The sequence below is a fragment of the Phyllobacterium myrsinacearum genome (assembly GCF_002980555.1).
GTDB classification, from domain to species: Bacteria; Pseudomonadota; Alphaproteobacteria; order Rhizobiales; family Rhizobiaceae; genus Phyllobacterium; species Phyllobacterium myrsinacearum.
The window spans coordinates 391,097-402,799 of record NZ_PVBT01000001.1; the positions used below are offsets into that span (position 1 = coordinate 391,097).

The 11,703-nt window shown below is 60.6% G+C and carries 11 protein-coding genes and 1 riboswitch; of the genes, 5 read left to right on the forward strand and 6 right to left on the reverse strand.

The genetic code is table 11. The annotated features are described in order from the left end of the window. Positions 1–20: 20 nt before the first annotated feature. The 5 genes from C5750_RS01850 to C5750_RS01870 form a co-directional block, all read right to left on the reverse strand. A complete protein-coding gene (locus tag C5750_RS01850; RefSeq protein ID WP_105732161.1) occupies positions 21–341 on the reverse strand; it encodes a lipid-A-disaccharide synthase N-terminal domain-containing protein in 321 nt (106 codons plus the stop codon). Further along, positions 334–1,080 carry a glycosyltransferase family 2 protein gene (locus C5750_RS01855; protein WP_105732162.1) on the reverse strand — a complete coding sequence of 249 codons (747 nt, stop codon included), beginning with the start codon at positions 1,078–1,080 and terminating at the stop codon, positions 334–336. Before C5750_RS01855 ends, C5750_RS01850 begins: the two co-directional genes overlap by 8 nt. Positions 1,081–1,154: 74 nt before the next feature. Then, positions 1,155–2,804 carry a thiamine pyrophosphate-binding protein gene (locus C5750_RS01860; RefSeq protein WP_105732163.1) on the reverse strand — a complete coding sequence of 550 codons (1,650 nt, stop codon included), beginning with the start codon at positions 2,802–2,804 and terminating at the stop codon, positions 1,155–1,157. Then, on the reverse strand, positions 2,788–3,975 hold the full coding sequence (locus tag C5750_RS01865; protein ID WP_105732164.1) for a CaiB/BaiF CoA transferase family protein: 1,188 nt from the start codon (positions 3,973–3,975) through the stop codon (positions 2,788–2,790). Before C5750_RS01865 ends, C5750_RS01860 begins: the two co-directional genes overlap by 17 nt. Before the next feature lie 5 nt (positions 3,976–3,980). Beyond that, complete coding sequence (locus tag C5750_RS01870) at positions 3,981–4,949, reverse strand: alpha/beta fold hydrolase (RefSeq protein WP_105732165.1); 969 nt, start codon at positions 4,947–4,949, stop codon at positions 3,981–3,983. Positions 4,950–5,513: 564 nt separating this feature from the next. On the opposite strand from C5750_RS01870, the gene ettA reads away from it, so the two are divergent. The 3 genes from ettA to bluB all read left to right on the forward strand — a co-directional run bounded on the left by ettA (position 5,514) and on the right by bluB (position 8,913). Then, positions 5,514–7,163 carry an energy-dependent translational throttle protein EttA gene (ettA, locus tag C5750_RS01875; RefSeq protein WP_105732166.1) on the forward strand — a complete coding sequence of 550 codons (1,650 nt, stop codon included), beginning with the start codon at positions 5,514–5,516 and terminating at the stop codon, positions 7,161–7,163. Positions 7,164–7,282: 119 nt separating this feature from the next. Beyond that, complete coding sequence (locus C5750_RS01880; protein WP_105732167.1) at positions 7,283–7,891, forward strand: MOSC domain-containing protein; 609 nt, start codon at positions 7,283–7,285, stop codon at positions 7,889–7,891. A gap of 26 nt (positions 7,892–7,917) precedes the next feature. Next, a riboswitch (cobalamin riboswitch) is annotated at positions 7,918–8,093 on the forward strand. Between the two features lie 67 nt (positions 8,094–8,160). After that, positions 8,161–8,913: a 5,6-dimethylbenzimidazole synthase gene (gene bluB / locus C5750_RS01885; RefSeq protein ID WP_105732168.1), complete on the forward strand. Its 753-nt coding sequence runs from the start codon at positions 8,161–8,163 to the stop codon at positions 8,911–8,913. Here bluB and C5750_RS01890 read toward each other — a convergent pair. Next, positions 8,846–9,163: a DUF2293 domain-containing protein gene (locus C5750_RS01890; protein ID WP_105732169.1), complete on the reverse strand. Its 318-nt coding sequence runs from the start codon at positions 9,161–9,163 to the stop codon at positions 8,846–8,848. The two genes, bluB and C5750_RS01890, sit on opposite strands and share 68 nt — an antisense overlap. Positions 9,164–9,304: 141 nt before the next feature. Here C5750_RS01890 and C5750_RS01895 point away from each other — a divergent pair, with 141 nt between their 5' ends. Both C5750_RS01895 and metF read left to right on the forward strand, forming a co-directional pair. Then, positions 9,305–10,312, forward strand: coding sequence for an ArsR/SmtB family transcription factor (locus tag C5750_RS01895; RefSeq protein ID WP_105732170.1), 1,008 nt, complete (start codon positions 9,305–9,307; stop codon positions 10,310–10,312). Beyond that, positions 10,312–11,235 carry a methylenetetrahydrofolate reductase [NAD(P)H] gene (gene metF / locus C5750_RS01900; protein ID WP_105732171.1) on the forward strand — a complete coding sequence of 308 codons (924 nt, stop codon included), beginning with the start codon at positions 10,312–10,314 and terminating at the stop codon, positions 11,233–11,235. The genes C5750_RS01895 and metF overlap by 1 nt, the downstream gene beginning before the upstream one ends. The last annotated feature ends 468 nt before the right edge of the window (positions 11,236–11,703 follow it).

Here is an 11,703-nt window from a genome sequence, read left to right on the forward strand (position 1 = left end):
GTGCCTTGCGGTGCCTTGGCTCAGCTGTCCTGCGTCATTGCCTTTTTCTCATTGGCGATCAGCCACAGATTGCGGATGTAGACGACGAGGCCCAAACCCTGTCCGGCGATGAACACCGGATCCTTGCGTACGATCGCGTAGATAAAGAGCAGAACGCCGCCAAAGAGCGAGAAGAACCAGAACGTCACCGGGACAACGCTGCGCTTGGCCTTTTCCGATGCGATCCACTGGACGACGAAGCGCATGGTGAAACAGCCCTGTGCGAAAAAGCCGAGGACGATCCAGGCATCGAATTGGGCGACAAAGACCGAGTGCAGCCAATTGGTAATTGCGTCAGCCATGGCTGATCTCCGTAATGGTTGGAACGGTCTTGCGGCGCTTTCTCAGCCACCACACACCGTAAAGATCGAGAATGCCGCGCAAACCGCGGTCGAGAATACCGTAATTGGATTTGCCGTGGCGGCGCTCCCGGTCCACCACATCCACATGCACGACGCCGTAACCCTCGCGGATCACCAGCGCGGGGAGGTAGCGGTGCCAGCCGTCGAAGAACGGCAGTTCGCGGAAAAGCTGGGTGTGCACCGCCTTCAAGCCGCAGCCGGAATCGCGCGTGTTGTCCTTCAGGATGGCGCCGCGCAGCTTGTTGGCAAGTTTTGACGAAATCTGCTTCAGTTTGGTGTCGGTGCGCTTCAGGCGCTGGCCGGCGGCAATGCCCACGGCGGGGCCCGCCTGGATCAGCGCATCGGCGAGTTTGGGCAGATAGGCCGGGTCGTTCTGGCCGTCGCCATCCATCGTCACGACGATCGCGCCCCTCGCGGCGAAAACGCCGGAACGGACTGCAGCGCTCTGGCCGGCTGATTTGTCGTGGCGGATATGGCGCAGCGGCTTGCCGGCGCGGATGCGTTCGGCCAGGGCGTCGCCCGTTCCATCGGTGGAACCGTCATCGACCACCACCACTTCGTAGCTGCGGCCTTCCATGGCTGCATCCACTTCATCGAGAAGGAAGGCCAGGTTTGCGGCCTCGTTTCGGCAGGGAATTACGATTGTGATTGCCGGATTGCTCAATGTGCAGGCTTTCATATTGTCTGGTCAGGCGCGCTCCTTAACACCGAAAGAGCCGCCTTTCCATCCTCAAATCATTCAACAGGGAATGATCAACGCTTATTGCGGATATCCGTCAAGGTCTTCGCGGGCGTGATTGCTTCGGGGTCGAGCCGGATTTCGATGATCGACGGTTTGCCGCTTTGAACGGCGCGCTGCCATGCGCCTTCGAAATCCGCCGTTGCCTCCACGGTCTCCCCATGGCCGCCATAGGCGCGGGCCAGCAGGGCGAAATCGGGGTTGGTAAGGTCCGTTGCCGATACGCGTCCGGGATACTCCCGCTCCTGATGCATGCGGATGGTGCCGTAGATATTGTTGTTGATGACGAGCACGATGATCGGCAAGCCATATTTGACCGCGGTCGCAAAATCCTGGCCGTTCATCAGGAAGCAGCCATCACCGGCAAAGCAGACAACCATCCGTTCCGGATGAAGCTGTTTGGCCGCGACAGCTGCCGGCAGGCCATAGCCCATGGAGCCCGATGTCGGTGCGGCCTGCGTGCCGAAACGGCGGAAGCGATGGAAACGGTGCAGCCAGGTGGCGTAATTGCCCGCGCCATTGGTCATGATCGCATCGTCCGGCAGTACGCTTTCAAGATAGGTCATGATCGGACCCATGGCGACATTGCCGGGTCCGCTCTGCGGCGGGGTCGACCATGTGAGATAGGCGGCGTGCGCAGCCTCCGCTTCACCGGGCCAGTTGATATGCGAGGGCGGCGCCAGATGGTCAACCGCCCCGGCAAAGGCATCCGGTGCGGCATTGATGGCAAGCGCGGGGCGATAGACGCGGCCAAGCTCATCGGCATCGGGATGCACATGAATCAGTGTCTGCCTGGGATAAGGGCTGTCCATCAGCGTATAGCCCGAGGATGGCATTTCGCCGAAACGTCCGCCGACGAGCAGCAGGACATCGGCTTCCCTGACGCGGGCGGCAAGCGCCGGGTTGATGCCGATGCCGACATCGCCGGCATAATTCGGGTGCAGGTGATCGAACAGCATCTGGCGGCGGAAGGAACAGCCGACCGGCAGATGCCATTTCTCGGCAAAGCGGGTGATGGAGCGCACTGCGGCTTCATCCCAGCGCGAGCCGCCGAGGATCATGAACGGCTTTTTGGCGCCCTGCAGCAGGTCGGCGAGCCTCTCGATGCTGGCGGGTGACGGGCCTGTCTCGACCGGCTGCCAGCCCTGTGCGGCCACCGCTTCGACCTTGTCGGTCAGCATGTCTTCCGGCAGGGCGAGCACGACGGGGCCGGGGCGGCCTGAAGTGGCGACGGAGAAGGCGCGGGTGACGAATTCCGGGATACGGCGGGCATCGTCGATTTCAGCCACCCATTTGGCGGTGTCGGCAAAGAAGCGGCGGTATTCCACTTCCTGAAAGGCTTCGCGCTCGCGCGCATCGCGCTGCACCTGGCCGATGAACAGGATCAGCGGGGTCGAATCCTGCATGGCGATGTGGATGCCGGGTGAGGCGTTGGTTGCGCCGGGGCCGCGCGTGACGAAGCAGATGCCGGGCTTGCCGGTCAGTTTGCCCCAGGCTTCGGCCATCATCGCCGCCCCGCCTTCGGCCCGGCAGACGGTGACACCCACGTCGGCATCCACCAGCGCGTCCAGCACGGCGAGGTAACTTTCGCCGGGGACGCAGAACAATCGTTCCGCGCCGTTGGCTTTCAGGGCTTCTACGATCAATTCACCGCCGGTTTTCATCGGATGCGTCCTTCAATTCCTGGAGAATGTCTGCACTGTGTTCGCCGAGGCGCGGCGAGGGTCTGTTGTAGGTGAGGGGTGTCTTCGACATGACGATCGGCGTGCGCACCGAGGGGATGCTGCTGCCATGGGCATCATCAAGGTCGAGGCGCAATTGCCGGGAGACGATCTGCGGATCGTCGAACATTTCGCCGATACGGTTGATCGGCCCGGCGGGCACCGCGTTCTGGGCGCAGGCGGCGAGCAGGTCGGCGCGCGTGCGCTTCTGCGTCTCCGCCCGGATGATGGCGGTCAGCGCGGCCCGGTTTTCCAGCCGGGCCCGGTTGGTGAGAAAGCGCGGATCGGCGCTGAGGCCGTCCAGCCCCATGATGGTGCAGAAACGGGCGAACTGCCCGTCATTGCCGACCGCAAGAATAAGATGGCCATCGGAGGTGGGGACGACTTCGTAGGGCGAGATGTTGGGATGGGCGTTGCCCATGCGGTTGGGGCTGTTGCCGGTGGCAAGATAATTCATCGCCTGATTGGCCATGACGGCGGACTGCACGTCGAACAGCGCCATATCCACCCATTGGCCTTCGCCGGTCTTTGCCGCATGGGCCAGTGCCGCCTGAATGGCGATGACCGAATAAAGCCCGGTGAACACATCGGCAACGGCAAGGCCGACTTTCTGCGGCTCGCGGTCCGGCTCGCCGGTGACCGACATCAGCCCCGACATGCCCTGGATGATGAAGTCATAGCCGGCCTGGCTGGCATAGGGGCCGGTCTGGCCGAAACCGGTGATAGAGCAGTAGACGAGGCGCGGATTGCCGGCACTCAATGTTTCATAGTCGAGGCCGTATTTCTTCAGGCCACCCACCTTGAAGTTCTCGAGAACCACATCCGCCGTCCGGCAGAGCGCCCGCACCGTTTCCTGGCCTTCCGGAGAGGTGAAGTCGACCGTGATCGAGCGCTTGCCGCGGTTGCAGGAATGAAAATAGGCGGCGGAAAGGTTTTCGCCTTCCTTGCTGGTGATGAAGGGCGGGCCCCAGCCGCGGGTTTCGTCGCCGCCGGCGGGATTTTCCACCTTGATCACATCGGCGCCGAGGTCGGCCAGGATTTGCCCGGCCCATGGTCCGGCGAGGACGCGGGCGAGTTCAATGACACGCACGCCTTTGAGGGGAGCTTCAGTCATGGTTGTTAAAGGGGCTCCAAATTCAATGTTTGTTTCGGGGCTTGTTGCTGAACGACTCGAACCGCCCAATCGGTGAAGTCCCGCATGATTACGTCGCGGTTGATTTCGTTCAAGCCTTCGTGGCGGGTGCCGGCATAAACTTTGGTCGTGAGATCGCTGAATCCGAGCCGCTGCATCCGCTGGCCGAGATCTGTCACGGCGCTGCCCCCGGCAGTGGCCGGATCTTCCGCCCCGCCGGCGAGATTGAAAGGCAGGGTGCGCCGCACCTTGGCAAGGCGGCTGTTGTCCGCCCCGGCAAAGGTGAAGCCGAAGACATCGCGCCACATGCCGACCGACGCGTCCCAGCCGCACAGCGGATCGGCGATATAGGCGTCCACCTCGGCCGGGTCGTGCGACAGCCAGTCAAACGGGGTGCGGGCATCCCTGATGCCGCGCGCCCAGGTCTGAAAGGTCAGTTTTGGCAGAAGCATGCTCGGCACGTCGGAGCCAAGCAGCATGCGTTCGGCGCGCAGGATGCCCTGCGCCAGCCGTCCTGCAAGCCCGGCAGAGAAATTGGCGTTCCAGATGGCGGCGGCGTCGACCTTTTCCTGATAGCCCAGCACATAATTGAGGCCGATCAGGCCGCCCATGGAGTGGCCGAAGAGGACAAGCGGCAAGCCCGGATGGCGGGCGCGGGCGGCGGCGTTGATGGTGTCCATGTCCTGGAGCACCAGACGCATGCCGTCGCGAAGGGCGAAACGGCCAAGCGGGGCACCATCGGCTTTGGTATAGCCGTGGCCGCGATGGTCGTGGGCGTAGACGTCAAAACCGTGTCTGTTGAGATGTTCGGCAAACCGGCCATAGCGCAGGCTGTGTTCGGCCAGGCCATGGCTGATCTGGACAACGGCCTTGCCCGCGCCTGCTGCCGGCGAAAAGCGCATGGCCAGCGCCGCGCCCGTCGCTGACCGGATCGTTTCGATGTCTGCAAAACCCATTCATGCCTCCCGCGATCAATTGAAAGGGTGGCGCGTGATTAGTCAATCCACAATAAATTCTGCGTAAATTCGGGTATCTTTCCGGGTTTTTGCACAATAAATAATCACATGCCTGTTCCTGCAATTTTATTTTGCAAAACCTCTTGCAAACGGCAAAAACTTGCCGCAAAACTTCTTTCCGAAAGAGATTGGATCCCGTGTCTTGTCTCGATTGTCCCCGGCTTTCACGGCTGACAGAGCGCTGGTTTGCGGCGTTGGGATGGTTGTTTGGACCGGGATATCCAGGCGCTTGCCAGTTACATGGCCGTTCCGGGGGGAAGAGGACGCTCCCCAAATGCGGCACCAGAGGGGAAACCGGGTGACGGAAATATCCGCACCCGGTTTCGCTCGTTTTGGAGGACGGTTTTCATTTCCGTTGTGCTTGTCGAACCACGCACGATAAGAATGTAAAACGCCCGGCAATCCCGAAATAAACGCCGCGTGCATTGCCACCCGCGCCCCTTTCGCCTACATACGGCGCAAATTCATGTCCCAAAAATCCCGAACATCGGAGTGACGCGCGTTATGGCACGCCAATTCATTTACCATATGGCCGGCCTGAACAAGGCATACGGAACCAAGAAGGTTCTCGAAAACATCCATCTTTCCTTCTACCCCGATGCCAAGATCGGCATTCTCGGACCGAACGGTGCGGGTAAGTCGACCATTCTCAAGATCATGGCCGGCATGGACAAGGAATATACCGGCGAAGCCTGGCTGGCCGATGGTGCCACGGTCGGCTACCTCGCGCAGGAGCCGGTTCTGGACCCGAACAAGGATGTGATGGGCAACGTCATGGACGGCGTCGCGGACAAGAAGGCCATTCTCGACCGCTACAACGAACTGATGATGAACTATTCCGACGAAACCGCCGATGAAGGCGCCCGGCTGCAGGATATCATCGACGCCAAGAACCTCTGGGATCTGGAATCCCAGGTGGAAATGGCCATGGAAGCGCTGCGCTGCCCGCCCGGTGATTCCGGCGTGGAAAAGCTGTCCGGCGGTGAGCGCCGCCGCGTGGCGCTGTGCCGTCTGCTCCTGTCGCAGCCCGATCTTCTGCTCCTCGACGAGCCGACCAACCACCTTGACGCCGAAACCACCGCATGGCTGGAAAAGCACCTGCGCGAATATGCCGGCTCCGTCCTGCTGATCACGCACGATCGCTACTTCCTCGACAACGTGACCGGCTGGATTCTCGAACTCGACCGCGGCCGCGGTATTCCCTACGAGGGCAATTACTCCGCCTATCTCGGGGCGAAGGCCAAGCGCATGCAGCAGGAAGGCCGTGAGGACGACTCGCGCCAGAAGGCTCTTGAACGCGAGCGCGAGTGGATTTCCGCCAGCCCCAAGGCGCGCCAGGCCAAGTCGAAAGCCCGTATCAAGGCCTATGATGCGCTGGTCGATGCCGCCAATGAGCAGCGTCCTGGCGATGCGCAGATCATCATCCCGGCGGGCGAACGTCTGGGACAGGTGGTTATCGAAGCCGAGAACCTCACCAAATCCTTCGGTGATCGTGTTCTCATCGAAAACCTGACCTTCAAGCTGCCCCCCGGCGGCATCGTCGGCATCATCGGTCCGAACGGTGCGGGTAAGACCACGCTGTTCAAGATGATCACCGGACAGGAAAAGCCGGATTCCGGCTCCATCCGCATCGGTGAAACGGTTCATCTCGGTTATGTCGACCAGAGCCGTGATCATCTGGCGGCGGAGAAGAATGTCTGGGAAGAAATCTCCGGCGGCAATGAAATCATCAAGATCGGCAAGAACGAGATGAATTCGCGCGCCTATGTCTCGGCGTTCAACTTCAAGGGCGGCGATCAGCAGCAGAAGGTCGGCAATCTGTCCGGCGGTCAGCGCAACCGCGTGCATCTTGCCAAGATGCTGCAGTCCGGCGGCAATGTCCTGCTGCTCGACGAACCGACCAACGATCTGGATACCGAAACGCTTGCGGCTCTGGAAGACGCGCTGGAAAAATACGCCGGTTGCGCCGTTATCATCAGCCACGACCGCATGTTCCTCGACCGTCTGGCGACACACATCCTCGCCTTCGAGGGTGACAGCCACGTCGAATGGTTCGAAGGCAACTTCCAGGACTATGAGAACGACAAGATCCGCCGTCTGGGTCCGGACAGCGTCAATCCGAAGCGTCCGAGCTACAAGCCTCTGACACGCTGATGCGACCGGGAGGGCGGCGACGCCCTCCCATCACCAATTTTGACGTTTCCATCAGTGATATTGGCTGGTTTTAACACGCAATTTTCCTAAGATGCGGCTGATTTCACCGGAGCGCCGTCATGACAGATCTTTTCGCAACCAGAACGGACATCCTTCCGGCCCGCAAGATCGCCGGACGGGTGAGCGGGCTGTTCCAGGCGCCAAAAGACAGTTTTGTCACCGCTGCCACGGACACGCTCGATCTCACCTTTGAAGGCATACGCGGCGATTATCATGCGGGCCTGACACGCCGGTCGGGCGGGCGCGAGCCCTGGTATCCACGCGGCACCGAGATGCGCAACGAACGGCATATTTCCATTCTGGCGGCCGATGAGCTTGACATAATTGCCAGCGCCATGGGCCTTGCGGATGTCAAACCCGAATGGATCGGCGCCAATATGGTTGTCGATGGCATTCCCTCGCTTTCCATGCTGCCGCCGCGCACGCTGCTGTTTTTCGAAGGTGGGGTGACGCTGAAGGTCGACGGCCAGAACGCACCGTGCAAGGTCGCCGGACGCTCCATCGCCGAGCGGGCGCAGACGGCCGATCACACCTCGACGGCGCTTGATTTCGTCAAGGCATCGAAGCGGCTGCGCGGCATCGTGGCCTGGGTCGAGGTGCCGGGGCTTATCCGTTCCGGTGAAAAAGTCGATGCGCGCCTGCCGGAGCAATGGATTTATCCCGGCTGACGCTTGCGTCTTTTTCCGATCTGTGGCGAATGGAATGCAGGTCCGGTGCCTGCATGCAGGAGAATCGGGAAGCCGGTGCAAATCCGGCACGTGCCCAACGCTGTATAGGGGATGGGCCGCGCAGTTTGCCACGGGGAAACCCGGAAGGCGCGCGGTTCAGGTGAACCTCAGTCAGAAGACCGGCCGGACCGGATAGCCGAAACCGCACGGACAGCGGGGAGGTGTCTGGGGCCGGGGTAATCTGGCCCTCGCATTGTTGGGAGCAAACGATGCACGATTCTGTCTGTGGTCCCGTTGCCGCCGCCGATTTTTCCGCGGACGAGCGCGCCGCCGTCTACAAAGCCATCCATACCCGCCGCGATGTGCGCGACCAGTTCCTGCCAAGGCCCGTCGACGACGATGTGCTGCTGCGGCTGCTCGATGCCGCCCATCACGCGCCGTCGGTGGGGTTCATGCAGCCGTGGAATTTCATTCTCATCCGCGATGCGGCACGCAAGGCCGAGGTGCATCAGGCCTTTACCCGCGCCAATGCCGAAGCAAAGGCCATGTTCACCGACGAGCGCCAGGCGCTCTACGCGTCGCTGAAGCTTGAGGGCATCGTGAAGGCGCCGGTCAATCTGTGCATCACCTGCGACCGGACACGCGGCGGCGATGTCGTTCTGGGGCGGACCCATAACCGGCAGATGGACGTCTACAGCACCGTCTGTGCCGTGCAGAACCTGTGGCTGGCGGCAAGGGCGGAAGGCATCGGCGTCGGCTGGGTCAGCATCTATCACGACCAGGACATGCGCCGCATTCTGGCCATCCCCGATCATGTCGAGATCATCGCCTATCTCTGCATCGGTTATGTCGACCAGCTCTATGATCAGCCGGAACTTCAGAAGCGCGGCTGGCGGGAACGGTTGCCGCTGGACCAGCTCATCTATGAAGATCAGTGGGCAGAACATGCCGGGATCAGCTCGGATCGTCCTCGTCCGGATCGAGCAGCCGCGTTGCCCGCCATTCCGTCAGTTTCCGGTTGATGGCCTCAAGCACGAAGAAGCGGGCCGACTCCTTGTCGTAGCCCTCGTCGCGCAGCGCATCGTAGTCCGTATGCTGATGGCGGACATGGGCGACCGTGGCCAGCCACACCGCAATGGGCGGCGGCAGGCTTTTCATGTGCGGTGCCGTGGCGGCGGCGCGTATGGGCTCGGAATCCGAATAGGGCACAGCCGGCAAAAGCAGCGTCAGTGCCTTGCCGATAGCCCTTTGGCGGTTGGTTCCTGAACTCATTGCATTGTCTTCCCGCCGATTCGCGCCCGATATACCAGCCTATTTCAGACGCGACAAAATTTGCCGTCAACGGAAAAACACTCCTTGCCAAATCTGTATTTCTCACATAAACATATCTTTATATCTTTTGAAGGTGTCTTGATGGACAAACGTGATCTCAATCTTGACCTGATGGTCGATACGCTGAAAGCAGCGGCGGAGCCTAGCCGCCTGCGCATTCTGGCGCTGTTGTCCCGCGGCGATCTGACGGTTTCCGATCTGACCTCCATCCTCGGGCAGTCGCAGCCGCGCGTCTCCCGCCATCTCAAGCTGCTGTTCGAAGCCAATCTGATCAACCGCTATCAGGAGGGCTCCTGGGCCTATTTCCGCCTGGCTGAATCCCTGGTGGTTGGCGATATCGCCCGGATCCTGCTCGATCGTCTTGATGTGTCCGATCCGTTGCTGGAGCGCGATATCGAGCGGCTCGGCTCGGTGAAGCTGCAGCGCCGCGAGCGGGCCGCCGCCTATTTCAGTGCCAATGCCACGAGCTGGGACGCGATCCGTTCGCTGCATGTGCCGGATGGGGCAGTGGAAGCCGCGCTGACGAAGATCATCGGGCGCACGCCGTTCCAGGCGATGCTTGATGTGGGCACCGGCACCGGCCGCCTTCTCGAACTGTTTGCCCCGCTTTACGTGCGCGGTGTGGGCATCGATATCAATCGCGACATGCTGACCATTGCCCGCTCCAATCTCGACCGGTCCGGCATCACCAATGCGCAGGTCCGCCAGGGTGACGTCTATTCGCTGCCGGTGGACCGGGAATCCTTCGATCTGGTGACCATTCATCAGGTGCTGCATTTCCTTGACAATCCTGCCGAAGCCATTCGCGAGGCGGCCCGCGCCCTTCGCGCAGGCGGGCGCATGCTGATCGTTGATTTTGCCCCGCACGATCTTGAATTCCTGCGGGACAGCCATGCGCATATACGGCTTGGCTTCAACGACAACCAGATGCGCGACTGGCTGACCGAGGCAGGGCTGGCGCTGGAAAACAGCATCGAGCTCGAACCAAAAGACAAAGACAAACTGACCGTCAAACTGTGGTTGGCACGCGACCCGCGCCTGCTGATTGCTGATCCCGCTTTAACCTCCCGCGTAACGGAGAGTGTCTGATGAGCTTTTTCCGCCAATCCCGCCGTGCCGACCTTGGAACCAATATCCGGGTTTCCTTTGAATTCTTCCCGCCGAAGACCGAGGTGATGGAAGAGCGCCTGTGGGAAACCGTGACGCGCCTTGCGCCGCTCAATCCCGAATTCGTGTCGGTGACCTACGGTGCGGGCGGTTCCACCCGTGAACGCACGGCGCGCACCATCAAGCGCATCCTGACCGAAACGGATGTGAATGCCGCCGCGCACCTGACCTGCGTCGATGCGACCAAGGAAGAGGTCGATACCGTGGTGCGCGAGTTTGCGGCCATGGGTGTGAAGCGCTTCGTCGCCCTGCGCGGCGATCCGGCCGGCGGCGTCGGTGCCCATTACAAGCCGACACCCGGCGGTTATGAAAACGGTGCCGATCTCGTCGCCGGGCTGAAGGCCTTTGCCGATTTCGACATTTCCGTTTCCGCCTATCCGGAAAAGCACCCGGAAAGCCCGGATTTCGCCACCGATATCGACATGCTCAAGCGCAAGGTCGACAATGGCGCGACGCGGGCGATCACGCAGTTCTTCTTCGAGAACGATCTCTACGAGCGTTATGTCGAGAAGGTCCGCCGCGCCGGTATCTATATCCCGATCCTGCCGGGCATCCTGCCGATCCATAATTTCACGCAGGTCACCAATTTCTGCTCGAAGGCCGGGACCCATATTCCGGCATGGCTGGCCGAGCGGTTCGAGGGGCTGGAAAACGATCCGCAGACCCATGCGCTGGTCTCATCGGCGGTGGCTGCCGAGCAGGTTCTCGATCTGGTCGAGCGCGGCGTTCAGGATTTCCATTTCTACACGATGAACCGGGCCGATCTTGCCTTCGCCATCTGCCACCTCATCGGCATCCGCCCTGCCAGCGCACCGCTGGAACCGGCCTTGGCCGGCGCCGCCTGATATCCGGCAGTAGCGTTAAATTGGAAATGGCCCGGTTGTTGCAACCGGGCCATCCAAATTTGTCTGTCACCTTCTTAACGGTCAGAGACCATCTCCACGGCGCTCTTTTTCTCAATCAGGGTATGAGTCCTACGACCATTGCACCGATAAATGCGAACGCTGCACAGATCATGAGGACGTTCATCGAACGTGTAAGTCCCATTGTTTGTCTCCTGCAGTTAACCGTCTTAGCATAGCGGAAAATTGCCACAGAAAAAGCGGAAATGTTACCGCGATGTGACATGATCTGTAGAAATTTTTTGCTCTTCAACGGTAAGTTTCTGAAATGAAACGCATTTACTGGAATGAAAAATCGTCAATTCACGATAAAATGACCGGGAATTTGGTTTATTTTTGCATTGCACCAAGATGCAATGCAGGTGTTTTTTCACCGGTTTGTGACACAATTGCGCCGCAATCCAGCCCGGA

Bases quoted from the DNA above. Each gene is read 5' to 3' on its own strand.
- C5750_RS01865 (WP_105732164.1), bottom strand. From the start codon at position 3,975: ATGACTGAAGCTCCCCTCAAAGGCGTGCGTGTCATTGAACTCGCCCGC.
- metF (WP_105732171.1), top strand. From the start codon at position 10,312: ATGAGCTTTTTCCGCCAATCCCGCCGTGCCGACCTTGGAACCAATATC.
- C5750_RS01870 (WP_105732165.1), bottom strand. From the start codon at position 4,949: ATGGGTTTTGCAGACATCGAAACGATCCGGTCAGCGACGGGCGCGGCG.
- ettA (WP_105732166.1), top strand. From the start codon at position 5,514: ATGGCACGCCAATTCATTTACCATATGGCCGGCCTGAACAAGGCATAC.
- C5750_RS01890 (WP_105732169.1), bottom strand. From the start codon at position 9,163: ATGAGTTCAGGAACCAACCGCCAAAGGGCTATCGGCAAGGCACTGACG.
- C5750_RS01895 (WP_105732170.1), top strand. From the start codon at position 9,305: ATGGACAAACGTGATCTCAATCTTGACCTGATGGTCGATACGCTGAAA.
- C5750_RS01855 (WP_105732162.1), bottom strand. From the start codon at position 1,080: ATGAAAGCCTGCACATTGAGCAATCCGGCAATCACAATCGTAATTCCC.
- C5750_RS01850 (WP_105732161.1), bottom strand. From the start codon at position 341: ATGGCTGACGCAATTACCAATTGGCTGCACTCGGTCTTTGTCGCCCAA.
- bluB (WP_105732168.1), top strand. From the start codon at position 8,161: ATGCACGATTCTGTCTGTGGTCCCGTTGCCGCCGCCGATTTTTCCGCG.
- C5750_RS01860 (WP_105732163.1), bottom strand. From the start codon at position 2,804: ATGAAAACCGGCGGTGAATTGATCGTAGAAGCCCTGAAAGCCAACGGC.
- C5750_RS01880 (WP_105732167.1), top strand. From the start codon at position 7,283: ATGACAGATCTTTTCGCAACCAGAACGGACATCCTTCCGGCCCGCAAG.